Genomic DNA, 22,588 nt, shown 5'->3' with positions numbered 1-22,588 from the left:
AGAACACAGGTGCGGCTCCTGCCAATCTTCTAGCTTACATCGGTCCGTCGGGAAATCGCGCCGCCCCCAGCTTGTTTAACCCCCAGGCGTGAAGATTTCGACCTCTGGACGAATCAAAAACAAACAGCCCCCAAAGGCCAAACCTTTGGGGGCTGCTGGTTGAACGGGGCAAGCTCAGTCCATCATGCCGCCAGGCTCGAACTCGAACACGCCCGGGTTGCGCACGGGGTCCACCCCTACAGCGATCACCGACTTAGGCGGGTACTTGCCTTCCAGCAACAGCTTGGACAGCGGGTTTTCGATGCGCTGCTGAATGGCGCGCTTCAAAGGCCGCGCACCAAACACCGGGTCGAAGCCCACCTTGGCCAGCTCGGCCAGAGCGGCGGGCGACACTTCGAGGCGCAGATCCATCTTCTGCAAACGGGCCTGCAACACCTTGAGCTGAATGCCCGCGATCTCGGCGATGTGCTGCGCATCCAGCGCGTGGAACACCACCGTTTCGTCGATGCGGTTCAAAAACTCGGGGCGGAAATGTTCCTTGAGCTCGCCCCACACCGCTTCTTTCACATCGTCGTAAGGCTGGCCCACCATGGCCTGGATCAGGTGCGATCCGATGTTGCTCGTCATCACGATCACCGTGTTCTTGAAGTCCACCGTGCGCCCCTGGCCGTCGGTCAGGCGACCGTCGTCGAGCACCTGCAGCAACACGTTGAACACATCCGGATGGGCCTTCTCGACCTCGTCGAGCAGCAACACGCTGTAGGGCTTGCGGCGCACCGCTTCGGTCAGGTAGCCGCCCTCTTCGTAGCCCACATAACCGGGCGGCGCACCAATCAGGCGGGCCACGGAATGTTTCTCCATGAACTCGCTCATGTCGACGCGGATCAGGTGTTCCTCGCTGTCAAACAGGAAACCGGCCAGCGCCTTGCACAGCTCGGTCTTGCCGACCCCGGTCGGGCCGAGGAACAGGAACGAGCCCGTGGGGCGGTTGGGGTCAGACAGGCCCGAGCGCGAACGGCGGATGGCGTTGGCCACGGCGCCGATGGCTTCGTCCTGGCCGACCACGCGGCTGTGCAGCTTGTCTTCCATGACCAGCAGCTTGTCGCGCTCACCCTGCATCAGTTTGGCCACCGGAATACCGGTGGCACGCGCCACAACTTCGGCGATTTCTTCAGCGCCCACCTGGGTGCGCAGCAACTGGTGACGGCCCTTGCCCTCTTTGTCGGCGGCCTTGCCCGCTTCCACCGCCTGAGCGTCTTTCAGCCGCTTCTCCAACTCGGGCAGCTTGCCGTATTGCAGCTCGGCCACTTTGTTGAAATCACCCTTTTCGGTGTAGCTCTTGATCTGTGAACGGATGCGATCGATCTCTTCCATCACATCCTTGGAACCCAGCGCCTGTGCTTTCTCGGCCTTCCAGATCTCGTCCATGTCGGCGATCTCTTTTTCCAGCCGCGCGATTTCTTCCTCGATCAGGCCAAAGCGCTTTTGCGACGCCTCGTCTTTCTCGCGGCGCACGGCTTCGCGCTCGATCTGCAACTGGATCAAGCGGCGGTCCAGCTTGTCCATCACTTCGGGCTTGGAGTCGAGCTCGATCTTCACCTTCGAAGCGGCTTCGTCGATCAGGTCGATCGCCTTGTCGGGCAGGAAACGGTCGGTGATGTAGCGGTGGCTCAACTCGGCCGCGGCCACGATGGCCGGGTCGGTGATCTGCACACCGTGGTGCACTTCGTACTTTTCCTGCAAGCCGCGCAGAATCGCAATCGTGGCCTCCACGGTCGGTTCGCCCACCAGAATCTTCTGGAAACGGCGCTCCAGCGCGGCGTCTTTCTCGATGTACTTGCGGTATTCGTCCAGCGTGGTCGCGCCCACACAATGCAGCTCGCCGCGCGCCAGGGCGGGCTTGAGCATGTTGCCGGCGTCCATGGCGCCCTCGCCCTTGCCGGCGCCGACCATGGTGTGCAACTCGTCAATGAACACAATGGTCTGGCCTTCGTCTTTAGCCAGTTCGTTGAGCACCGTTTTCAGCCGTTCCTCGAACTCGCCGCGGAACTTCGCGCCCGCCAGCAAAGCCGCCATGTCCAGCGACAACACGCGCTTGCCCTTGAGCGAATCGGGCACTTCGCCCGCCACGATGCGCTGCGCCAGGCCTTCAACGATGGCCGTCTTGCCCACCCCGGGCTCGCCGATCAAGACCGGGTTGTTCTTGGTGCGCCGCTGCAAGACCTGAATCGCACGGCGAATCTCGTCGTCGCGACCGATCACCGGATCGAGCTTGCCCATGCGGGCACGCTCGGTCAGGTCCATGGTGTATTTTTTCAGCGCCTCGCGCTGGCCTTCGGCTTCCGGGCTGTCCATGCTCTGGCCGCCGCGCACCGCCTCGATTGCCGATTCCAAACTCTTGCGGTTGAGGCCACTCTCGTTCGCCATGCGCCCCAGATCGCCTTTGCTGTCGGCCACGGCGAGCAAAAACAGCTCGCTGGCAATGAACTGGTCGCCGCGCTTGATGGCCTCTTTTTCGGTCGCCTGCAACAGCTTGCCCAAGTCGGGCCCGACCTGAACCTGGTCTTGCCCCTGAACACTGGGCAGCTTCTTGACGGCCACTTCGGTGGCCTTGGCCAGGGCTTGTACGTTAACCCCCGCGCGCTGCAGCAGCGATTGCGGACCATCGGCCTGGCGCAGCAAAGCCAGCAGCAGGTGCGCCGGTTCGATATAGGCGTTGTCGGCGCCCAGGGCCAAGGTTTGGGCTTCGCCCAGGGCTTCTTGAAATTTGGTGGTGAGTTTGTCGATTCGCATGGTGTGAAGTCACTCCGTATTGGGTCTGTTGCTGAACATGTGGCATTGATCCACCCGTTTTCAAGCCTTCAACCCATTGGGCGACCCGCTCGAAGCCTGCGCTTTGATCCAGATCAACAGCGCCCCGGGCGACCCGTCAACGGATGCGGTGAACCCCTGCGGGCTCGGCAGGCAGCGCCGCCTCGCGCGCTTGCCGCACCGCCATGATCTGCGGCATCGCGCACTCAATCCAGTCCGCCAGCGCCTGCACCCGCTCGCCGACCTCGCGCCCCAGCGGCGTCAGGCGGTACTCCACATGCGGCGGCACCGTGGCCTTCACATCGCGCAACACGAAGCCGTCCGCCTCCAGCCAGCGCAGCGTTTGCGCCAGCATTTTTTCGCTCACGCCGCCCACCTTGCGCCGCAAATCGCTGAAGCGGTGGCTGCCACCCATGAGCGCCACCAACAGCAACACGCCCCAGCGGCTGGTCACATGCTGAAGCACCTCGCGCGAGGGGCAATCCACCGCGAACAGCGCGCCGCGCTGCATGTGTTCTGAAAGGCTCAGGGGGCCTGCGGGCGCCTTGGCCGATTGGTTCGTTGCAGATGGATGGGGGGGCATACCACTTACCTCAAGGTAGGTACTTACAAAAAGTTAGCGAGAACCCTAGTATCGCGGCTCCTCTTCAAATCCACAACAAGGAATGTTCCATGATCGTCATCACCGGTGCCACTGGCCAACTCGGCCGCCTCGTCATCCAGAACCTGCTGAAAACCACGCCAGCCGCGCACATCGTTGCCGCCGTGCGCAGCCCTGAAAAAGCCCGGGACCTCGCCGCCCAGGGCGTGGTGGTTCGCCAGGCCGACTACACCCAACCCGCGTCCCTCGTGGCCGCGTTTCAGGGTGCAGAAAAGGTGCTGCTCATTTCTTCCAGCGAAGTCGGCCAGCGCTTGCCACAACACCAGGCGGTGATTGAAGCGGCCGCCAAGGCAGGCGTGAAACTGGTGGCCTACACCAGCATCCTGCATGCCGACACCTCGCCCCTTGGCCTGGCCGACGAACACAAGGCCACCGAAGCCCTGCTCACCAAATCGGGCCTGCCTCATGTGTTGCTGCGCAACGGCTGGTACACCGAAAACTACGTCGGCAGCGCACCCGCCGCCGCCGCCCATGGTGCCGTGCTTGGTGCCGCCAAAGACGGCCGCATCGCCTCTGCAGCCCGGGCCGATTACGCCGCTGCCGCCGCAGCCGTGCTCGTGGCCCAGGACCAGGCAGGCAAGGTGTACGAACTCGCCGGTGACACCAGCTACACCCTCACCGAACTCGCCACCGAAATCGCCCGCCAGTCCGGCAAACCCGTGGCCTACCAGGACATGCCGCAAGCAGCCTCTGCAGAAGCGCTGGCGTCCATGGGCTTGCCTGCCGGACTGGCGCAGATGCTGGCCGAATCCGATGTGGGCGCCTCAAAAGGCGGCTTGTTTGATGACAGCAAACAACTGAGCCAGCTCATCGGCCGGCCCACCACACCGCTGGCCGAGAGCGTGAAACAGGCTTTGGCTGGCTGAAGGTTGCGGCCCCTTGGGCCGCCCCATTGGCACGTCTTTGCCCTGGCGAGGCAACGGTTCAAGAACTGCCTCCATCCCGTTCGTTCGCACATGGACCCTCAGGCGACGCACGCCAGGCTGCAACGGGTTGATGGACAGGGTGGTCTGCATTGACCCTGGACGTGTTTCAGCGTGACACCGGTCCCTTCTAAAACCCGGGGATGACAAACAGTTTGGGCTCCGGTATCGTGAACCGTTCGCCCTCGCTGCTTCCCCTTGCTTCCCGTCACGGCCCCTTCCATGTCGATCCAATCGCTTGTTCGTTCTCGCTGGGTACCTTGGTGTGCATCGGCAGCCTTGTCGTGGGCACTGGTGGCTTGCGGAGGCGCCGGTGGCGAAGGTGCAGCCCTGTCCCCGGCGGCCGCTGCGCCCGCCATGGAAGCACCCTGGAGCCAAGAGGCGACTCGGAAAGCCCTGGTCGAGGGCGCGCGGCTCAACGCGCAAGAGCTGGCCGAAGAGCAGGCCACCACGGGTTTCAGTGCCCAAACCAAGGCTGTTGCAACGGTGCCGGTCTACCGGTTTTACAACCGCGATACCGGCGCACATTTCTACACCGTGAGTTCGAGTGAGCGCGATGCGGTGCGAGCAACGCTGGCGAACATGCTTTATGAAGGCGCGGCGTTTGAAGCCGGCGCGCAAGCCGCGACAGGTCTGAGCCCCGTCTACCGGTTCCTCAACCGCCTGACCGGGGTGCATTTCTACACCATCAGCGAGACCGAGCGGGACCACATTCAGGCCACGCTGGCTCAGTTCAACTACGAGGGCGTGGCGTATTTCGCCAGCAAAGTCACCGGCGCCGGGCTTCGTCCGCTGAGCCGCTTCTTTCTGGCCGGCAAGGGCTTCCATTTCTATTCGGTCAACCCTTCCGAGGTGGCCTTGTTGCCGCAATATGCACCAGAAGGTGTGGCCTATTTCGTGATTGGAGAGGCGCCATCGACGCCCGGCCGTGTTCGCTCTTATGGACACTGCGCGGGTGCCGATCTGGGTGTCGGAGCGGCGCTCAATGGCTGTATCCCCTTTCCTGCGGACAACGCCTGGAACCAGGACGTTTCAGCGCTACCGCGCGATCCCGACTCCGACACCCTGATCGCCAGCATCGGGTTGAGCACGGGCCTGCACCCCGACTTCGGCGCTGGTTTGTACGCGGGGGCTCCGATCGGTATTCCTTACGTGGTGGTGTCTGGCTCGCAGCCACGCGTGAACATCGCCTGGACGGCCTATGGCGATGAAAGCGATCCCGGCCCCTACCCAGTGCCAACCGGGGCTCCGATCGAGGGAGGGCCCAACAGCACCGGAGACCGCCACGTGCTGGTCATCGACCGCGACAACAACCGGCTGTACGAACTTGGGCGCGCTTTTCCCGCCAGTGGAGGCAACTGGAATGCCAACGTGGGCGCCGTCTTTCACATCGACAGCAACCTGGTCAGACCGGGCGGGCAGCCCGGCTGGACCAGCGCCGATGCCGCCGGACTGCCCATTTTTCCGGGGCTGGCGCGGTACGACGAAGCCGCTCTCGGGCCAGGCGGCATCGCGCACGCGCTGCGCTTCACCGTGCAGCGCAGCCGCAAAGCCTATGTACCGCCCGCCACCCACTGGGCATCGGCCAACACCAGCGCCAACTTGCCGCCCATGGGGATGCGCGTGCGCCTCAAGGCCAGCTACGTGATTCCGGCGACTTTCAGCACAGAAACCCGGGCCCTGCTCACCGCCATGAAGACGCACGGGATGATGGTTGCCGACAACGGCAGCAACTGGTACGTGAGCGGTGCGCCCGACCCGCGCTGGAACAACGACACCTTGAACCGGGAGCTGGGGCAGGTGCTGGGCCGCGATTTCGAAGTGGTGCGCATGGACGGAATGGTTCAACCCTGAGCCAGCGCCAGTCGGGCGCAGCCCAGAACCGTCGACGGCAATGGCCCTTCCGGCGCCCTGCTGGAACGGACCACAACATGCCCCGCCCCAGATGCCTGCGCGTCAACGGCAAACGTTGCCCCAACAGCCAAAACATCGGTCAATTGCCTGCCTTTGAGGGGCATCCCTGTATAGGCTCTCAGGCGGTGCCCGCTTGGCCATAACGGCGGTGGAGTTCAGCCACTGAACCGACCACGGGTTGCTCCAGAACGGCTTGATCAAGATCGGCGAGCCGTTTGAAGTACAGGCAGCCCTTGCCCATCTTGTGCGAACCCAGCGCCACCAACAGCCCGGTGGCGCCATTCCAATAGGGGGCAAGGTAGATCACGATCTCTCGCCCGCGAATCGCAAACCCCGTGAGGCATGTGGTTCCTGTTCGCCCTGACGCATAGGTGTAGTCATACGAGCCATAACCAACAATGCTCGCCCCCCACATCATTGGCCCCTTTTTCGTGACCTTTTTGAGCAGCACCATCAGCGCCAGGCAGTCAACGCGCTGCCCGTCGGTCGCGCGGGATGCCAGGTAGTCCTCGACGCTTGCGCCGGTGGGCTGGGTCTTTGTTTCGGCCATGGAGGGAAGTCCAATGGGTGGGCATTGCAACCGCTAACGAATCAATAGGACTTCCCCTTCCCGAGCGATCCACCCGCCGAAAGGTTTGCGGATAACGGCGTCTGATTGACAGGATGGGAGAGTCAAACAGTTCATTGTGCAGAGGACGCTGGCAAGCCCACATTGACGCGACCGAGTGAACGGGACAAAGCTCAAGTCTTGTCTTTTGACATGAACAGCTCCCGTAGGTAAAAGCAAGACCTGACTCTGATTTCCCCGATTCTCTCCAGGGCCGCTCACACCTTGACACCACTTGAGGCTGTTCAACTGCGCAGTTTTGTAGTTCACTCGGGCCTTGATCGGGCTGTGTGTTGCCACCTTTGGTCAACGACAGCGAGCGATCAGATCGGGGGACCAGGATGAACCATCGGACTTCGCCCAAACAGCCTGAGCGGTTGGATGAGCCTCTGGATATCGACGAAGAGACCTTGGACAGCGCGCTGATGGATCTGGTGACCAGCGATTGGCAGTCGCTGGACGACGGCGATTCTTCAGACGATGGCAATGCCGAACGGCAGTCGCCACCCGCGCAGGCACCGTCCCACTAAAGCTTCACCTCGCGGTGCCCGGGTCGGCTCAAGGCATGACGCAGTTGCGGGGCTTCGCAGACTTGCCTTTTGCCCACCTGGAACTGCTTTCTGCGCGGGACAAGACCGCCAATACCCATCAAATCAAGCCGTCCCCCACCCCATGCGCGGAAACAGCGCGAGCCCGGAAGCACCTCTGCCGTGCACCTTCAAATAGGCGCGCTCGATACCCCACGCGCGGGCCTCCGGCGCCATGGTCTGCAACACCCAGCAAGCCAGCCCTTCCCCGCTCCACCGACCGGGCGGAGTTCGATGCGCCATGCCGATGCCTGGGGTCAGATACCGTGCGCCAGCGATGCAAAGACTCCTACGGCCTGCCCGTCGGCGGCCAATAGCGCTCCGAACAACTGTGCATGGTGAGCGAGATCGAAACCTCGCGCAACGAAAAGACACTCGGTAGTGCGCAGAACCCATTCCATTGGAGTCTGACCCCAGTTCCTTCTTGCTGTTCAATGTGCTGGTGACAAGGGCAAGCTCGCATGGATTTGCCCCTTTCAGCGAGCGAAACAAAGGTCAGAGACGATGCGTGCCTTTCGCCACCGGCTATAGCGCCGAGCCGGTATGCAGACGAGAGGTGTCCAGGATCACGGTTTCGGGAAACTCGGCGTGGAGAAAAAGCCGGTAGCGGTTGATGCGGCCATCCACCAGATCAAATAAGCTGAACACCGTGCCCCGGATGGCATTGCCCGTGGGTTGCCGCTCCAGCCAGGGCCCTGCGTGAAGCCCGGCAAAAGACCACCAGGCCATCACGGCATCGTCAGCGGCCACGATGCGGTCGACCGTGACTTGCAGCTCTCCAACCGCGCGCCGAAAGCCTTTGACGTGGGCCATAAGACCAGCCCGACCCGGTGGGCCGCCAAACGCCTGATTGGCCTCGTCCACCATATCGGGCTGCGACATCGCCTCGACCAGCTCCAGCCGCCCTTGGGCGACCACCTCTTCTAGGTAGGTTTGCATCAACAAGTCTGGCTTCATCTCGACTCCATTTTTCATATTGTGAAAACCAGTCCACAGTGATTGCACTTGAAATGGATGCCTTCGTATGCGGTAGGCGCCCCAACATAGAGAGGCTTACGTTGCCTGGCTTCCGACCTTTTTTCGACGTAGCGAGGATCGTCGAGGACACTTGCTTCACCACAATGCGGTTTAGCATTGACGTAGTTCGTGTCTCACCTGATACCCACAGCAGCCACGAAATACCATGGCGCCAAAAATCTGAAGATCTTGTTTGCATTCACAAAGTTACGTCGATCCACTGGATTTATGTACAAGCACAACAGATCTGACAAATTTCGAGACGGCGTTGGCGAGCCATTGGGAGCCCACAACTGAATGGCGTTACACACATCCATACAACCAGTATCAGTACCAAGCGTGCAGCCTGAAGCGCAATAAACAGGCGACTGGTACACCCATCCAAATCTGATTGCTACGCCGATCCAGACCGCCAATACCTGTAACCCCAAGCCGTCTCCAGCCCAACCCGGCGATACAGCGCCAGCGCTGAGGTGCTGCTGTCGTGCACCTGCAAGTACATACGCTCCATGCCTTGCGCCCGAGCTTCCTGCGCCATGGTCAGCAACACTTTCCCGGCCAGCCCTCTCCCGCGTTGCCGCGCTTCGGTGCGCAAACCATGCAGACCCAGCCAACCATGGCCGAACGACGCGGCGGCGCAGGCCAGTGTTGTATGGCTGTTTTGACTTTCTCCTTCCCGCAGGCTCACGTAGCGCGTGCCCTGCGCGCGGGCCAGCGAGGCGGCGCGGCTGGCGCCGTCCACCGGGTCGAAGCCTTCGCCCAGAAACATGGCTGTCCAGGCGGCGTCGGGGCGCTCGTCGAGCGATACGCCTTCGGTGCCCAGGTGGCTGAGCGCCGCGATCACGTTTTCGATACGGCCCACCTGGGTCAGCGTGGGCTGGTCGTGGGTGAAACCCAGCGTCTCCAGGCGCGCTCGCAAGGCGTCGAATGCCGGCAGGTCGGGCACGCGGAGCACGGGCTGAAAGCCCTTGGCGCGGTAGGCCTGCGCAATGCGGTCGGCGTCTGCCGGGTCCACGCCCTCGCGCACCAGGGGCACGGCACTTTTGGCCCTGCCCACTGTGCCGCTGTCCATGGGCAGCAGCCAGCCGGGTATTGCATGCACCTGCTCGGGCGCCACGGCCTGCAGGGTGGCGCGCTCCAGCGATTCGATGTCGGCGGGGGTCAGCTGCAGCATGGCGTTGTGCGCTGACCGGGCTCAGGCGTTGGCCGCCTTGATGCCCCATTTGGCCAGGGCCGCGTCGTCGCTCACGCGGGCGTCCACCCATCGGGCGCCATTCGGTGTCTCTTCCTTCTTCCAGAACGGCGCCTGGGTCTTGAGGTAGTCCATCAGGAACTCGCAGGCCTGGAAGCTCTCGCCCCGGTGCGCCGAGGTCACGGCCACGAACACGATCTGGTCCATGGGCTGCAGCAGGCCCACGCGGTGAATCACGCGGGCGGCAAAGATGTCGAAGCGCGCCATGGCTTCGTCGATCATGGCTTCGATGCTTTTTTCGGTCATGCCGGGGTAGTGTTCCAGCTCCATGGTGCTGACCTCATCGCCTTCGTTGCGATCACGCACCGTACCGAGGAATGAACACACTGCGCCTACCCGCGCATCGACCAGGCGCAAAGCAGCCGTTTCGACCGCCACATCAAAATCTTCGGTTTGAATACTGACGCGGTTGTTCATGTTCAGCCTCCGGTGACGGGCGGGAAGAAACCAACCTCGGCGCCTTCACTCAACGGAGCGCTTTCATCGCTCATGGTCTGGTTCAAGGCCGCGCGCACCACGCGGTCGCGGCCCAGGGCTTCGGCATGGGCGCCACCTCGGGCGATCAACTCATCGCGCAAAGCACCCAAGGTCGCGGCGTTGGTGTCCACCGTTTCGCTGCCCACGCCAACGGTTTCGCGCAGCGATGCGAAGTAACGCAGGTTCACTTTCATGCCAACAGCTCCGAAAAAGAAATGAAAGGCAGCAAATCGCCATGGGCGATGGTTCGCCCGGCCGGGTTGTCCACCAGGCCATCGCCCCACACGGCAGAGGTCAACACACCCGAACTCTGGTTGGGAAACAGATCGAGCCCGCCATTGGCGTTGCGGCGCACGCGCAGAAACTCGCGGCGCTTGTCGGCGCGCGGCACCACAAAATGGGCCGGCAACATCACCGGCTGGGGCATGGCCGCTTCAGCGCCTTGCAGCTTGAGCAGGAACGGGCGCACCAGCAACACAAAGGTCACGAAGCTCGACACCGGGTTGCCCGGCAAGCCAATGAAATGGCAGGCGCTGCTCGCAGCATCGCCCGCGCCCGCATCGCGCCGAACGGTGCCGTAGGCAAACGGCTTGCCCGGCTTCATCGCGATTTGCCACAGGTCGAGGCTGCCCAATTGCTGAACGGCGGGTTTGACGTGGTCTTCTTCACCGACCGAGACGCCACCGCTGGTCAAGATCAGATCATGGTGATCGGCGGCCGATTTCAATGCGGCCAGGGTTTTCTCGCGGCTGTCGGGCACGATGCCCAGATCGCTCACTTCACAGCCCAGGCGCTGCAACATCGCGCGCAGGAAAAACCGGTTGGAGTTGTAGATGGCGCCGGGCTTCATGTCGGCCGGGGCCACATCGCCAGGCATCACCAATTCGTCGCCAGTCGAAAACAGAGCCACCTTGGGACGCGCAAACACCGAAAGTTTTGCCAACCCCAGGCTGGCAGCCAGCCCCAGCCCGGCAGGCGACAAACGTTGCCCGCGAGCCAGCACCGTGGCGCCACGGGTCACGTCTTCTCCACTGCGGCGCACCCACTGACCGAGAACGGGAACAGCATCGACGTGCACCGCATGCATGTCGCCGCCTACATCGCGCGTGTCTTCCTGCATCACCACCGCGTCTGCGCCCTCGGGCATGGTTGCGCCAGTGAAGATGCGCGCGCAGGTGCCAGGGCGCAAAGGCCCGGCCGCATGGCCCGCCGCGATGCGCTGCGAAACGGGCAGAACCACCCTGGCCTCTTTCACATCGGCCACGCGCACGGCATAGCCGTCCATCGAAGAGTTGTCTTGCGGCGGCACCTGCAAGGCCGACACCAGGTTTTCGGCCAGCACCCGCCCATCGGCCTCGAAAGTGGGAATCGACTCGGCCGCCGCATCCGGCAACGCATGCGACAGCAAGGTGGCGCGCGCCTCGTCAAGCGGCATCAGAGGGCGGCGAACGGGCGCAGGCGTCGAAGGGGAAGCAGGTGAAGTCATGAAACGGTATTCAGGAAAGCCATGACCCGGCACAGGGGTCAATCGGTGTACAGATCGGGGTCGTAATCAAAACGATCCCCATTGTCGACCAACCACTGCGCCACAGCAGCGGCATCGTTCAATGGCAGCACATCGCGCTGGGTCGGCACTGGCAGCCGGGTCGCATCATCGCTGGCGATGGCGGCCACAAACGGGTCATCGGGGTATTGAACGGCCGTTGCCTCTGCATCGCGAACCACTTCAATCTTGAGCAAATCGCTGTGCCGAAAGCCCTCGACCAGCACCCAGTCCACGCCCTCGTAGAGCTCGGCAATCATCTGGTGCACGGAGACCTTGGCTTCCTGCTCAAACTCGCGCATCAAGACCAGGCGCTGCGGCGAGGCCGCCACCACCTCGAACGCGCCTGCGGCTCTGTGGCGGTAGGTGTCTTTGCCGGGGTGGTCGATTTCCAGCGCGTGGTGGGCATGCTTCACCACCGAAACGCGCAGGCCAAGCTGTTTCAGCGCCGGAATCAGCTGCTCAACCAGGGTGGTTTTCCCCACACCCGAACGGCCCGCAAAACACACCACTTTCATACAGGCCTTCTGGTTGCGCTCAGGCGCAGTGTTCGGTCACGTAGCGTTGCACCAGGGCGGTGTCTGCCGGCATCACCTTGACCCGCTTGGGCAAGGCCTCGATGCCGTCAAACTTCGCAGGGCGATCGGGTTCCCGGCCCAGCGCCTCGACGATGGTTTCGGCGAACTTGATCGGCAGCGCGGTCTCGAGCACGATCATGGGCAGCTTGCGGTTCCAGACCTCGCGCGCCACCTTGACGCCATCGGCCGTGTGGGTGTCGATCACCACACCATGCTCTGCATCGGTGGCCTTGATGGTAGCCAGGCGGTCGGCGTGGGTGCTCTTGCCGCTGATGAAGCCGTAGCGCGCTGCGGCGTCGGCGAAGGCCGGGTCGCTGCCCAGGTCAAAACGCCCTGCTTTGCTCAGCGCTTCGCCGAACAGCGCTTTCACACGCGCGCCGTCGCGGCCCAGCAGGTCGAACACGAAGCGCTCGAAGTTGCTGGCCTTGGAGATGTCCATCGAAGGGCTGGAGGTTTCATGCGTATCGGCACTGGCGCGCACACGGTAAACGCCGGTGCGAAAGAACTCATCGAGCACATCGTTTTCATTCGTCGCGACCACCAGTTGCTCGATCGGCAGGCCCATCTGGCGCGCCACATGGCCCGCGCAGACGTTGCCGAAATTGCCGCTGGGCACGGTGAAGCTCACCTTCTGCGAATCCTTGGCCGTCGCCTGGAAGTAGCCTGCAAAGTAGTAAACAACCTGAGCCAGCAAACGGGCCCAGTTGATCGAGTTCACGGTGCCAATCTTGTGGCTGCGCTTGAATGCCAGATCGTTGGACACGTTCTTCACGATGTCCTGACAGTCGTCGAACACGCCTTCGATGGCGATGTTGTGGATGTTCTCGTCCATCAGGCTGAACATTTGGGCCTGCTGAAACGGGCTCATGCGGCCATGGGGGCTGAGCATGAAAACGCGCACGCCCTTTTTGCCGCGCATGGCGTATTCGGCCGCGCTGCCGGTGTCGCCACTGGTGGCGCCCAGGATGTTGAGTTCTTCGCCGCGCCGGCCCAGCTCGTATTCAAACAGGTTGCCCAGCAACTGCATGGCCATGTCTTTGAACGCCAGCGTGGGGCCGTTGGACAAAGCCTCCAGATAGAAGCCGTCGTCGAGCTGCTTGAGCGGCACGATGGCGGCGTTGCCGTACACCGCCTCGGTGTAGGTTTTGTCGCACAGGGCTTTCAAATCGGCGGCGGGAATGTCGTCGATGTAGAGCGACAAAACCTCAAACGCCAGCGCGGCATAACCGCCCGGTTTGCCTTCGTTGAACACGGCGCGCCATTGGGCCAGCATGGCCGCATCCACCTGCGGGTAGCTTTCGGGCAGATACAAACCGCCATCGGGGGCCAGGCCCTCCAGCAGGATTTCACAAAAGCGCTTGCGATCGGGATGGCCGCGGGTGCTGAGGTATTGCATGAGGAAAGATCGTCAAAAAAGTAAAAATCAGGCGCGGTTGGCCGCAGCGATATCGGGTGTGTCCACGTGCACATCACCACATTGCGCGCGGTGCAGCAGTGCGTGGTCCATCACCACCAGCGCCAGCAGCGCTTCCATGATGGGTGCGGCCCGAATGCCCACGCAGGGGTCGTGGCGGCCTTTGGTGATGACTTCGGTGGGCGCTCCACTCACGTCGATCGAGTCGCGCGGGATCAGGATGGAGCTGGTGGGCTTGATGGCGATAGACACATCCAGGTCTTGCCCGGTGCTGATACCGCCGAGCACGCCGCCCGATTTGTTGCCCTGGAAGCCGCCAGGCGTCAACGAATCGCCATGGGTACTGCCCCTGTCGCTCACGCTGGCGAAACCGGCGCCGATCTCCACGCCCTTGACGGCGTTCAGGCCCATCATGGCGTAGGCGATATCGGCATCGAGCTTGTCGTAGAGCGGCTGGCCCAGGCCCACCGGCATGTTTTGGGCGACCACGCGCAGGCGCGCGCCGCAAGAATCGCCGCTTTTGCGCAGCTCGTTCATGAACGTTTCCAGCGCCGACACATCGGCCACCGGCGCGAAAAACGGGTTGTTGGGCACATGTTCCCAGCTCTCGAAGGGAATCACCACATCGCCGATCTGCGCCATGCAGGCGTGAAACGTGGTGCCGAATTTCGCCTTCAACCACTTCTTGGCCACGGCGCCGGCGGCCACGGTGGGCGCGGTCAAGCGGGCCGAAGAACGGCCACCGCCACGCGGGTCGCGGATGCCGAATTTTTGCCAGTAGGTGTAGTCGGCATGGCCCGGGCGGAAGGTCTGCAGGATGTTGCCGTAGTCCTTGCTGCGCTGGTCGGTGTTGCGGATCAGCAGGGCAATCGGCGTACCGGTGGTCTTGCCTTCGTAAACGCCCGACAGGATTTCCACCGCATCGGGCTCATTGCGCTGGGTGACGAACTTGCTGGTGCCGGGGCGGCGGCGATCGAGGTCGGCCTGGATGTCGGCCTCGCTCAGGGCCATGCCGGGCGGGCAGCCGTCGATCACGCAGCCAATGGCCGGGCCGTGGGATTCACCGAAGTTGGTGACTGCAAATAGGGTGCCGAAGGTGTTGCCGCTCATATCGTTCGGATTATCCCAGAGGCGCCTTGTGCGCAAGCAAACCTTTGCCGCATGTCGCGCCAGAGCAGCCGGTCACGTCATTGGGGGCAGCTCTTGCGCCGGGAACGAGGGAGAATGTCAGTTTGCAGTCAGAATTTTTCAACCCTTGAGCATGCACCCCATGCCCCTGCGGATCTTCCGCCTGCGAGAGCAAACGCCCTGCAGCGCAGGCCCTACGACTTCACTGGCCCAACGACTTTCCTATGCAACGCCGACACTTTCTTGCAAGCGCGACTGCGCTGACCCTTCCCACCGCTTTCGGAACAAGCTTCGCCCAAGCACCCACCACCCCTCCAGGCAATGCCTTGATCATCGGGTGTTCGGCGGCCCTGACCGGCCCGCTGGGAGACCTTGGGAAAGGCATTCAGCGCGGCGTGAATGCCGCCTTTGCCGAAGTCAACGAGAAGGGTGGCATCAATGGTCGACCGCTGTTTTATTCCCTGATCGATGACGCCTACAAAGCGGAAAGCAGCGTCGACAACGTCAAACAGTTGCTGTCCAACAGCAAGGTGATGGCACTCATGGGTTGTATGGGAACCCCCAACAACACCGCCTTCACGCCATTGATCGAAGCCAGTGACATCGTGCACCTGGGGCCACTGACCGGAGCGGCCAGCCTGCGCAAGCCCTCCATCAAGAACGTCTTTCACGTGCGGGCGAGCTACACCGACGAAGTCAAGCGCCTGGTCGACAACCTGGTGTCCATGAACCTGCGCGATCTGACCATTGCCTACCTGGACAACGGCTTCGGCAAAGAACTGCTGCAGGTCAGCCTGGACGCTCTGTCCGAAAAAGGCATCAAGGCATTGGCCCAGGTGGCTGTGGCCACCGATGGCAAGAACGTTGACAGCGCAGTGAGCGAAATTCTGGCCTCCAAACCATCGGCCCTGCTGCTCTTCACGGCGGGTAACGTGTCGGGCGTTCTGACCGCCGCGGCCCGCAAGGTATCGCCAGGACTGCCCATCGCAGGTTTGAGCGTCACATACACCGCGGCAAGCATCACACAACTGGGTGATACCGCTTCCGGGATTGCCCTCACGATGATCTTGCCCGACGCGATGTCTGCCAAACACGTCATCGTTCGCCGCTACCAAAAAGCCATGCGGGCGCTGGATCAGACCGAATTCGATCCCGGCAGCCTGGAAGGTTATGTCAATGCGCAACTGATGATCGAAGCCCTGACCAAAGCGGGCGCCAACCCCAGCCGAAGCAAGATCCGCGACGCCATTGGAGACATCCGCAACCTGGATCTCGGCGGATTCCGGGTGGACTTTTCGTCCCCTTCGACCCACGTCGGTTCCAACTATGTGAACCTGGGCGTCCTGTCCCGAAACGGTCGTTTCATCGGTTGATTCGTCAGGTGTCTCCGAGACACCCCTCTTTGCCAGCGAGTCGCTTTTTGCCCGGTGCGTGAACAGCGCGCCTGGCAAACGCCCACAACAGAAGCACCAGAAGCAGGGGCACAGCGCCCCTCCCCCGCTTCTCTGGACTCTGTGTTCGCTACACGCGATTGGCAGCCCTTCAACGTGCTCAAAAAGATAGCGCACTGGTGCGTTTTGTCTTATGCTGCATTGCAGCAATGTGCTGTAACTGCCCACAGGAGTGCCTTATGTCGGAATTCGCCCCCACCGATTTTTCCCTCGTGAAACCCGCGGACACCGCCTTCAAACCCGGTGGTTTGCGCGATTTTTTCCTCTACCGTGACCTGGGAATCGCTGAAGCCACCCATGGCAAGGTCATTGCCCATCTGGTCAAAGCCAACTCTCCACCAGACAGCGGCACCGGCTGGCACCGCCACGAAGCCGATTTTCAGATTGTGATCATGACCAAAGGGTGGGCCAAGTTCATGTACGAAGACCAGGTCACCTTGGTCGAGGCCGGCGATGTTGTCCAGCAGCGCCCAGGCATTCGCCACTTTCTCTTCGACTATTCGCCCGACATGGAGTACCTCGAAATCGTCTCACCGGCCGACTTCAAGACCGTCGACGTTGAAGCCCCCGCCTGTGTTGTTCCCGAGCCAACGCCCTGGAAATAAGAAGGCGATATAACACCGTAACCCCGTGCCGACCACCTGGTTGGCGCGGGGGTTCAGATGAAGCCAAGGGGGGTGCATCCGACATGGCCACGCCATCCGTTTTTATCAAGAAAACCCTGCAAACACCCCGAAAAAGGGCCGTTCAGAATTCGGCTTCGAGTTCGTTTATCGCGTCAGGCTCGGCTTCGGCGCCTGCCACCCACTCCTGCATGGCAGGCAAAGCCATGATCACCTCACAATACGCCACGCAGGCTGGATCCAAGGGTACGTCGTAGGTGATGAAGCGTGTCACCACCGGGGCAAACATCGCGTCGGCCATGCACGGCGTGGTACCAAACAAGAACGGCCCGCCATAGCTGGCCAGGCATTCGCCCCAGATGGCTTCGATGCGTTCGATGTCCACTTGGGCGCGCGACCAGACCTTGAACCCCGGAAAGTGCGCCTTGATGTTCATGGGCAGCGAAGCCCGCAGCGAAGAAAATCCGGAGTGCATCTCTCCGCAAATGGCCCGGCAATGTGCCCGCGCGATGCGGTCCGCCGGCAGCAGCCCGGCTTTGGGTTTGATTTCGTTGAGGTATTCGCCGATGGCCAGCGTGTCCCAGACCTGCACGCCATCGTGATCCAGCGAAGGAACGCGCATGGAGGCCGAGAGCAACAGCATCTCGGCTTTCATGGAGGGATCGTCGGGCGAGATGATGTGCTCCTCGAACGCCAGCTTGGCCAGGCGCGCCATCAACCAGCCTCGCAAAGCCCATGCGCCATAGTTTTTGCTGCTGATCGTCAATACCGCTGTGGCCATCAATATCTCCTTGTGATCGCGGCTACGCAGCAAGCCTCGTGCCACCCATTTTGAGGACATTTGCACGAAGTCGGTGCATCCGGGCTTGGCCTGTTCCTTGCGAGCACCATGGGCACTGAACAACGGAGACAACCATGCTTTATCAGGCTTACCAACTGCAGTCCGACCTGATGTCGCCGTTTCGGCTCCTGGCACAACAGGTCAGCCAATCGCCGTGGAATGACAAAGGCGAGCACCAGGTTTTGCGCAAAGTGACCGCCGCCTGCGACGTGTTCTCGCGCATGCGCCTGACCCATTCCCGCCCGGCCTACAACATCCTGAGCGTTGTTTCGGAGGGCCGAGAAGTGCCCATCGTGGAAGAAAACGTGCTCACCCTGCCCTTCGGCAGCTTGCTGCGTTTCCGCAAAGACGATCGCTCGCTGCCCACCCAGCCGCCGGTTTTGCTGGTCGCGCCACTCTCGGGCCACTTCGCGACATTGCTGCGCGAAACCGCGCGCACCCTGCTGCAAGACCACGATGTGTACATCACAGACTGGCACAACGCCCGCGATGTGTCACTGATCCACGGCGGCTTCAGTCTCGATGACTACATCACCTACATGGTGCGTTTTGCCGAAGCCATCGGACCGGGCGTGCACATGGTTGCCGTGTGCCAGCCTTGTGTGGCCGCGCTGGCCGCCACCGCCATCATGGCCGAAGACGACAACCCGGCCCAGCCCAGCAGTCTCACGCTCATGGCCGGCCCGGTGGACTGTCGCGTCAACCCCACCGGGGTCAACGAGCTCGCCATCAGCAAGCCCATCGAATGGTTCGAGAAGAACCTGATCAGCCGCGTGCCGTTTCCACACAAAGGTTTCACGCGCCGTGTCTACCCCGGCTTCGTGCAGCTCAGCGCGTTCATGAGCATGAACCCGGAGCGCCACAAACAGTCGTTTCGCAACATCTACGAGCACCTTGAGAACGGCCGCACCGAGGAAGCGGCGACGATTCAGAACTTTTACGAGGAATACCTCGCCGTCAACGACTTGCCCGCTGAGTTCTATCTGGAGACGGTAGAGAAGGTATTTCAAACCTACGACCTGCCACGCGGCGTCTTGCAATACCAAGGGCGCACCGTGAACCCCGCGGCCATCCGCCGAACCGCGCTTATGACCGTGGAAGGCGAGCGCGACGACATCTGCTCGGTGGGTCAAACCGTTGCCGCACAAGACCTGTGCAGCAGCGTGCGCCCCTATCGAAAAAACCACCACGTGCAACCCGGGGTCGGTCATTACGGCGTGTTCAGCGGAAGCCGTTGGAACCAGCAGATCTACCCCCGCGTGCGCGACATGATCCACGCGAACATGCGCTGAAATCAGACAGGGCTAACGGGGCCTGCCTCGATATGGTCTTGACAGCCCCCAAAAAAGCCGAAACCTGTCTGGGAGGTGGTGTCGTTATGCCCGCAGGCCATTGCGGCAAGTCACCAACAGAATTGCCCCTCGCAAGGGGCAATTCTGTTGGTGGGTTCCGCTTTGCTCAGGGAAAGTTGGACCCACTCTTGCCGTCTGAGGTTTCTTCTTCAGGCCAGTCACGAATATAGGCCTTGAGCATCTTGTTCTCGAAATTCTGGCTGTCAACCACGGCGCGGGCCACGTCGTAAAAGCTGATCACGCCCATCAGCATCTTGGCGTCCATCACGGGCATGTAGCGTGTGTGGCGCTCCAGCATCAGAGGTCGAACCTGTTCCAGTGCCGTCTCGGGTGTACACGTCATCGGGTGGTCGTCCATCACCGCGCGCACCGATTTGTTGTTCACGCTGCCACCGTTGTTCGACAGCGTGTGGATCAATTCGCGAAAGGTCAACATGCCCACCAGTTCGCCGTGCTCCATCACGGCAAGTGAGCCGATATCGCGATCGGCCATGTCGGCCACCGCTTTGGACAAGGCATCGTCTGGATGGCAGGTATAAAGCGTGCCGCCTTTGACCCGAAGAATGTCGCTGACTTTCATGGCTGTTTTCCTTGGTGATGGGCTGTCGCCAGCTAAGCTGTACTGCTTGGGAATATAGCCCACAATAAGCCCGAATTTCCCTACACACAAGCCCCAAGTGGCTTGAGCCCACAACACAGGAGACACCTGAATGCCCGGTTATTCCGATCCCGGTTTCGATACCTTGGCCCTGCACGCAGGCGCCACGCCAGACGCCACCGGCGCACGCGCCGTTCCGATTCACCTGTCGACCTCGTTCGTTTTTGAATCCAGCGACCATGCCGCCGCGCTGTTCAACCTCGAACGACCAGGCCACGTCTACAGCCGCATCAGCAACCCGACCAATGCGGTTTTTGAGCAACGCATGGCCGCGCTTGAAGGCGGTATTGGCGCCATCAGCACCGCCTCGGGTCAGGCGGCGTTGCATCTGGCGGTGGCCACACTCATGGGTGCCGGCTCGCACATCGTGGCCTCGACCGCGCTCTACGGTGGCAGCCAGAACCTGCTGCACTACACCTTGAGCCGCTTCGGCATCGAGACCACCTTCGTGAAACCGGGTGACATCGACGGCTGGCGCCATGCCGTGCGCCCCAACACCAAGCTGTTCTTCGGCGAAACCGTGGGCAACCCTGGGCTGGATGTGCTCGACATCCCGACGGTGTCGCAAATTGCGCACGAAGCCAAGGTGCCGCTGCTGGTCGACTCCACCCTCACCACGCCCTACCTGATCAAGCCCTTCGACTTTGGAGCCGACATCGTTTACCACTCGGCCACCAAGTTCCTGAGCGGCCACGGCACGGTGATCGGCGGGGTGCTGGTGGACAGCGGCAGTTTCGACTGGGAAAAATCTGGCAAATTCCCCGAACTCACGGAGGCCTACGAGGGTTTCCACAACATGGTGTTCAGCGAAGAAAGCACCGTCGGCGCCTTCTTGCTGCGTGCCCGCCGTGAAGGCCTGCGCGATTTTGGCGCCTGCCTCTCGCCCCACAGCGCCTGGCTCATCCTGCAAGGCATCGAAACACTCTCGCTGCGCATGAACCGCCACATGGGCAACACCGAGAAGGTTGTGCAGTTCCTGGCCAGCCACCCACTCGTCAGCCGCGTGGGCCATCCGCTGCTGGAGAGCCACCCCAGCCACGCGCTGGCCAACAAGCTGTTGCGCTTTGGCGCCAAGGGCGCCGGCTCGGTGTTCAGCTTCGACATCAAGGCCTCTCGCGAGCAAGGCAAGGCCTTCATCGAAGCGCTCAAGATTTTCAGCCACCTGGCCAACGTGGGCGACTGCCGCTCACTGGTCATCCACCCCGCCAGCACCACCCATTTCCGCATGAGCGACGACGCGCTGGCTGCGGCGGGCATCGGCCCTGGCACGATCCGCCTGTCCATCGGACTGGAAGAGGCGGATGACCTGATCGACGATTTGAAACGCGCGCTCAAGGCCGCCGAGAAAGCAGGAAACAAATGAACCTCCACGCTCATCAATTCGTGAAATCGCTGCCCCCCGAGGGGGCTCTGCCCTCCCTTGGGGCGGCCCTGCGGGAGGCATGACCATGTACCTCACCGTCAACAACGCCCCCACCTATTGCTACACCGGCGGCAAGCCCTTCAACCCCGCCCAGCCAACCGTGGTGTTCATCCACGGCGTGCTCAACGACCACAGCGTGTGGATTCTGCAAAGCCGCTACCTCGCCCACCACGGCTGGAATGTGCTCGCGGTCGACCTGCCAGGCCACTGCAAAAGCGAAGGCGAAGCGCCTTCATCGGTCGAACAGGCGGCTGACTTCATCGGTGCGCTGCTGGATGCCGCAGGCGTCGAGAAAGCCGCACTTGTCGGCCACAGCTGGGGTTCTTTGATCGCGCTTGAAGCGGCCTCGCGACTCAAAGACCGGGTGAGCCACCTGGCCCTGGTCGGTACCGCCTACCCCATGAAGGTCTCTCCGGCACTGATCGATGCCTCGCTGAACGACCCGGTCAAAGCCATGACCATGGTCAACGTATTTTCGCGATCCACGCTCTGCGCCCCGCCTTCTGCCCTGGGACCGGGCACCTGGGTCTACGGCGCAGGCATGGCACTGGGCCGCCGTGTACTCGCCAGCAACGCCGACGTCAACGTGTTTCACCGCGGCTTTGTGGCCTGCGATACCTATGCGGGCGGCGATGCCGCCATGCAAACGCTGACCTGCCCCGTGTTGTTTCTGCTCGGTGCGGTCGACCAGATGACCACGCCCAAGGCCGCACAGGGCCTGATCAAGGCCGCCCAGGCAGCAGGCAAGAAGCACACGGTGGTTTATGTGCCAGTGGGTCACCATCAAATGACCGAGGCGCCCGACGCCACGCTGTTCGCCTTGCGCGATTTTTTGCGAACTTGAGTCACGGGGTCGCTGTGCGGCGTGGTGCAAACCCGGGTTTGCCGCTCGCACGGGCCAACCACTTGAGGAGACCGCTCGCGAGCAGTGCCTGACGCAACAAAGGTGGCGCGGCGGGCGCAGCGCATGGGTGGACTTCGTAGGCACTGAACCCCGCCGACTCCGACGCGCCCTGCCGGGGGCTGGCATCGGCCTCGACCAGAACCCAGTCCTGCAACAGGTCAACCGCCTCCCCTGGCCCCAGGAACAGATCTTGCGCAGCGCCGGGCTGGGTCAACCACAGGCGCCCTGTGACCACGCGAATGCGCAAGCCCTCGCTGGCATGGATCAGCCGGGTCTGGCGCGGCAACAGACGGGTCGTGGGTGCGGGGATGTGCATTGGGGGCCTCCTGATGATGAGACTCCACTGTCGCGAAATCGCCTTGCTGGCGACAGACACACAGCGCCATCAATGCACCCGGTCGAGAGCCATTCGCCTGGGCTCGGT

22 protein-coding genes are annotated in these 22,588 nt (G+C 62.2%); 8 read left to right on the top strand and 14 right to left on the bottom strand.

Going from position 1 to position 22,588, the window contains the following annotated elements:
• Positions 1–174: 174 nt before the first annotated feature.
• Together clpB and LPB072_RS09420 are read right to left on the bottom strand one after the other, a co-directional pair.
• Entirely contained in the window at positions 175–2,793 is a 2,619-nt protein-coding gene (gene clpB, locus LPB072_RS09425; protein WP_066094617.1) for an ATP-dependent chaperone ClpB, read from the bottom strand.
• Positions 2,794–2,929: 136 nt separating this feature from the next.
• Positions 2,930–3,394, bottom strand: a complete 465-nt coding sequence (locus LPB072_RS09420; protein WP_066094614.1) for a winged helix-turn-helix transcriptional regulator — start codon at positions 3,392–3,394, stop codon at positions 2,930–2,932.
• Between the two features lie 89 nt (positions 3,395–3,483).
• Between LPB072_RS09420 and LPB072_RS09415 the strand changes: the two genes are divergently transcribed.
• Positions 3,484–4,338: an SDR family oxidoreductase gene (locus LPB072_RS09415; RefSeq protein WP_066094610.1), complete on the top strand. Its 855-nt coding sequence runs from the start codon at positions 3,484–3,486 to the stop codon at positions 4,336–4,338.
• Positions 4,339–4,617: 279 nt separating this feature from the next.
• Positions 4,618–6,249 (top strand): hypothetical protein, encoded by a 1,632-nt coding sequence (locus LPB072_RS23865; RefSeq protein WP_231943476.1) that lies wholly within the window; start codon positions 4,618–4,620, stop codon positions 6,247–6,249.
• A gap of 178 nt (positions 6,250–6,427) precedes the next feature.
• Here the strand turns inward: LPB072_RS23865 and LPB072_RS09405 are convergent, their stop codons facing one another.
• Positions 6,428–6,859, bottom strand: a complete 432-nt coding sequence (locus tag LPB072_RS09405) for a DUF1801 domain-containing protein (RefSeq protein WP_066094604.1) — start codon at positions 6,857–6,859, stop codon at positions 6,428–6,430.
• Between the two features lie 398 nt (positions 6,860–7,257).
• Between LPB072_RS09405 and LPB072_RS09400 the strand changes: the two genes are divergently transcribed.
• Positions 7,258–7,446: a hypothetical protein gene (locus LPB072_RS09400; RefSeq protein ID WP_066094601.1), complete on the top strand. Its 189-nt coding sequence runs from the start codon at positions 7,258–7,260 to the stop codon at positions 7,444–7,446.
• A gap of 582 nt (positions 7,447–8,028) precedes the next feature.
• Here the strand turns inward: LPB072_RS09400 and LPB072_RS09395 are convergent.
• From LPB072_RS09395 to aroC, 8 genes are all read right to left on the bottom strand, one after another.
• Positions 8,029–8,460 (bottom strand): ester cyclase, encoded by a 432-nt coding sequence (locus tag LPB072_RS09395; RefSeq protein WP_157694180.1) that lies wholly within the window; start codon positions 8,458–8,460, stop codon positions 8,029–8,031.
• A gap of 454 nt (positions 8,461–8,914) precedes the next feature.
• Positions 8,915–9,694 carry a GNAT family N-acetyltransferase gene (locus LPB072_RS09390; protein WP_066094595.1) on the bottom strand — a complete coding sequence of 260 codons (780 nt, stop codon included), beginning with the start codon at positions 9,692–9,694 and terminating at the stop codon, positions 8,915–8,917.
• A gap of 21 nt (positions 9,695–9,715) precedes the next feature.
• Positions 9,716–10,189 carry a molybdenum cofactor biosynthesis protein MoaE gene (locus tag LPB072_RS09385; protein ID WP_066094592.1) on the bottom strand — a complete coding sequence of 158 codons (474 nt, stop codon included), beginning with the start codon at positions 10,187–10,189 and terminating at the stop codon, positions 9,716–9,718.
• A gap of 2 nt (positions 10,190–10,191) precedes the next feature.
• Complete coding sequence (gene moaD, locus LPB072_RS09380) at positions 10,192–10,443, bottom strand: molybdopterin converting factor subunit 1 (protein WP_066094588.1); 252 nt, start codon at positions 10,441–10,443, stop codon at positions 10,192–10,194.
• Positions 10,440–11,735, bottom strand: a complete 1,296-nt coding sequence (locus tag LPB072_RS09375; protein ID WP_066094891.1) for a molybdopterin molybdotransferase MoeA — start codon at positions 11,733–11,735, stop codon at positions 10,440–10,442. Before LPB072_RS09375 ends, moaD begins: the two co-directional genes overlap by 4 nt.
• Before the next feature lie 38 nt (positions 11,736–11,773).
• Complete coding sequence (gene mobB, locus LPB072_RS09370) at positions 11,774–12,310, bottom strand: molybdopterin-guanine dinucleotide biosynthesis protein B (RefSeq protein WP_066094584.1); 537 nt, start codon at positions 12,308–12,310, stop codon at positions 11,774–11,776.
• A 19-nt stretch (positions 12,311–12,329) separates the two neighbouring features.
• Entirely contained in the window at positions 12,330–13,766 is a 1,437-nt protein-coding gene (gene thrC, locus LPB072_RS09365; protein WP_066094582.1) for a threonine synthase, read from the bottom strand.
• 27 nt (positions 13,767–13,793) lie between these two features.
• Positions 13,794–14,894, bottom strand: coding sequence for a chorismate synthase (aroC, locus tag LPB072_RS09360; protein ID WP_066094579.1), 1,101 nt, complete (start codon positions 14,892–14,894; stop codon positions 13,794–13,796).
• A 242-nt stretch (positions 14,895–15,136) separates the two neighbouring features.
• Here aroC and LPB072_RS09355 point away from each other — a divergent pair, with 242 nt between their 5' ends.
• Both LPB072_RS09355 and LPB072_RS09350 read left to right on the top strand, forming a co-directional pair.
• Positions 15,137–16,285 (top strand): ABC transporter substrate-binding protein, encoded by a 1,149-nt coding sequence (locus tag LPB072_RS09355; protein ID WP_066094577.1) that lies wholly within the window; start codon positions 15,137–15,139, stop codon positions 16,283–16,285.
• Between the two features lie 257 nt (positions 16,286–16,542).
• Positions 16,543–16,968 carry a cupin domain-containing protein gene (locus LPB072_RS09350; protein ID WP_066094576.1) on the top strand — a complete coding sequence of 142 codons (426 nt, stop codon included), beginning with the start codon at positions 16,543–16,545 and terminating at the stop codon, positions 16,966–16,968.
• Positions 16,969–17,110: 142 nt separating this feature from the next.
• On the opposite strand, the gene LPB072_RS09345 is transcribed toward LPB072_RS09350, so the two are convergent.
• Entirely contained in the window at positions 17,111–17,767 is a 657-nt protein-coding gene (locus tag LPB072_RS09345) for a glutathione S-transferase (protein WP_066094888.1), read from the bottom strand.
• Between the two features lie 134 nt (positions 17,768–17,901).
• Here LPB072_RS09345 and LPB072_RS09340 point away from each other — a divergent pair, with 134 nt between their 5' ends.
• On the top strand, positions 17,902–19,119 hold the full coding sequence (locus LPB072_RS09340) for a polyhydroxyalkanoate depolymerase (protein ID WP_066094573.1): 1,218 nt from the start codon (positions 17,902–17,904) through the stop codon (positions 19,117–19,119).
• A gap of 166 nt (positions 19,120–19,285) precedes the next feature.
• On the opposite strand, the gene LPB072_RS09335 is transcribed toward LPB072_RS09340, so the two are convergent.
• Complete coding sequence (locus LPB072_RS09335; RefSeq protein ID WP_066094570.1) at positions 19,286–19,759, bottom strand: CBS domain-containing protein; 474 nt, start codon at positions 19,757–19,759, stop codon at positions 19,286–19,288.
• Positions 19,760–19,889: 130 nt separating this feature from the next.
• Between LPB072_RS09335 and LPB072_RS09330 the strand changes: the two genes are divergently transcribed.
• A complete protein-coding gene (locus LPB072_RS09330; RefSeq protein ID WP_066094567.1) occupies positions 19,890–21,200 on the top strand; it encodes an O-acetylhomoserine aminocarboxypropyltransferase in 1,311 nt (436 codons plus the stop codon).
• An 85-nt stretch (positions 21,201–21,285) separates the two neighbouring features.
• On the top strand, positions 21,286–22,104 hold the full coding sequence (locus LPB072_RS09325; RefSeq protein WP_066094885.1) for an alpha/beta fold hydrolase: 819 nt from the start codon (positions 21,286–21,288) through the stop codon (positions 22,102–22,104).
• A 1-nt stretch (position 22,105) separates the two neighbouring features.
• Here the strand turns inward: LPB072_RS09325 and LPB072_RS09320 are convergent, their stop codons facing one another.
• Entirely contained in the window at positions 22,106–22,480 is a 375-nt protein-coding gene (locus LPB072_RS09320; protein WP_066094564.1) for a DUF2917 domain-containing protein, read from the bottom strand.
• Positions 22,481–22,588 lie beyond the last annotated feature (108 nt).

It is taken from the genome of Hydrogenophaga crassostreae, from assembly GCF_001761385.1.
Classification (GTDB): domain Bacteria; phylum Pseudomonadota; class Gammaproteobacteria; order Burkholderiales; family Burkholderiaceae_C; genus Hydrogenophaga; species Hydrogenophaga crassostreae.
The sequence above is the reverse complement of the archived record's forward strand: the minus strand, read 5'-3'. Positions and strand labels throughout refer to the sequence as shown.

Excerpts from the sequence above, each read along its gene's own strand:
- clpB (WP_066094617.1), bottom strand. The coding sequence starts at position 2,793 with ATGCGAATCGACAAACTCACCACCAAATTTCAAGAAGCCCTGGGCGAA.
- LPB072_RS09420 (WP_066094614.1), bottom strand. The coding sequence starts at position 3,394 with ATGCCCCCCCATCCATCTGCAACGAACCAATCGGCCAAGGCGCCCGCA.
- LPB072_RS09415 (WP_066094610.1), top strand. The coding sequence starts at position 3,484 with ATGATCGTCATCACCGGTGCCACTGGCCAACTCGGCCGCCTCGTCATC.
- LPB072_RS23865 (WP_231943476.1), top strand. The coding sequence starts at position 4,618 with ATGTCGATCCAATCGCTTGTTCGTTCTCGCTGGGTACCTTGGTGTGCA.
- LPB072_RS09405 (WP_066094604.1), bottom strand. The coding sequence starts at position 6,859 with ATGGCCGAAACAAAGACCCAGCCCACCGGCGCAAGCGTCGAGGACTAC.
- LPB072_RS09400 (WP_066094601.1), top strand. The coding sequence starts at position 7,258 with ATGAACCATCGGACTTCGCCCAAACAGCCTGAGCGGTTGGATGAGCCT.
- LPB072_RS09395 (WP_157694180.1), bottom strand. The coding sequence starts at position 8,460 with ATGAAGCCAGACTTGTTGATGCAAACCTACCTAGAAGAGGTGGTCGCC.
- LPB072_RS09390 (WP_066094595.1), bottom strand. The coding sequence starts at position 9,694 with ATGCTGCAGCTGACCCCCGCCGACATCGAATCGCTGGAGCGCGCCACC.
- LPB072_RS09385 (WP_066094592.1), bottom strand. The coding sequence starts at position 10,189 with ATGAACAACCGCGTCAGTATTCAAACCGAAGATTTTGATGTGGCGGTC.
- moaD (WP_066094588.1), bottom strand. The coding sequence starts at position 10,443 with ATGAAAGTGAACCTGCGTTACTTCGCATCGCTGCGCGAAACCGTTGGC.
- LPB072_RS09375 (WP_066094891.1), bottom strand. The coding sequence starts at position 11,735 with ATGACTTCACCTGCTTCCCCTTCGACGCCTGCGCCCGTTCGCCGCCCT.
- mobB (WP_066094584.1), bottom strand. The coding sequence starts at position 12,310 with ATGAAAGTGGTGTGTTTTGCGGGCCGTTCGGGTGTGGGGAAAACCACC.
- thrC (WP_066094582.1), bottom strand. The coding sequence starts at position 13,766 with ATGCAATACCTCAGCACCCGCGGCCATCCCGATCGCAAGCGCTTTTGT.
- aroC (WP_066094579.1), bottom strand. The coding sequence starts at position 14,894 with ATGAGCGGCAACACCTTCGGCACCCTATTTGCAGTCACCAACTTCGGT.
- LPB072_RS09355 (WP_066094577.1), top strand. The coding sequence starts at position 15,137 with ATGCAACGCCGACACTTTCTTGCAAGCGCGACTGCGCTGACCCTTCCC.
- LPB072_RS09350 (WP_066094576.1), top strand. The coding sequence starts at position 16,543 with ATGTCGGAATTCGCCCCCACCGATTTTTCCCTCGTGAAACCCGCGGAC.
- LPB072_RS09345 (WP_066094888.1), bottom strand. The coding sequence starts at position 17,767 with ATGGCCACAGCGGTATTGACGATCAGCAGCAAAAACTATGGCGCATGG.
- LPB072_RS09340 (WP_066094573.1), top strand. The coding sequence starts at position 17,902 with ATGCTTTATCAGGCTTACCAACTGCAGTCCGACCTGATGTCGCCGTTT.
- LPB072_RS09335 (WP_066094570.1), bottom strand. The coding sequence starts at position 19,759 with ATGAAAGTCAGCGACATTCTTCGGGTCAAAGGCGGCACGCTTTATACC.
- LPB072_RS09330 (WP_066094567.1), top strand. The coding sequence starts at position 19,890 with ATGCCCGGTTATTCCGATCCCGGTTTCGATACCTTGGCCCTGCACGCA.
- LPB072_RS09325 (WP_066094885.1), top strand. The coding sequence starts at position 21,286 with ATGTACCTCACCGTCAACAACGCCCCCACCTATTGCTACACCGGCGGC.
- LPB072_RS09320 (WP_066094564.1), bottom strand. The coding sequence starts at position 22,480 with ATGCACATCCCCGCACCCACGACCCGTCTGTTGCCGCGCCAGACCCGG.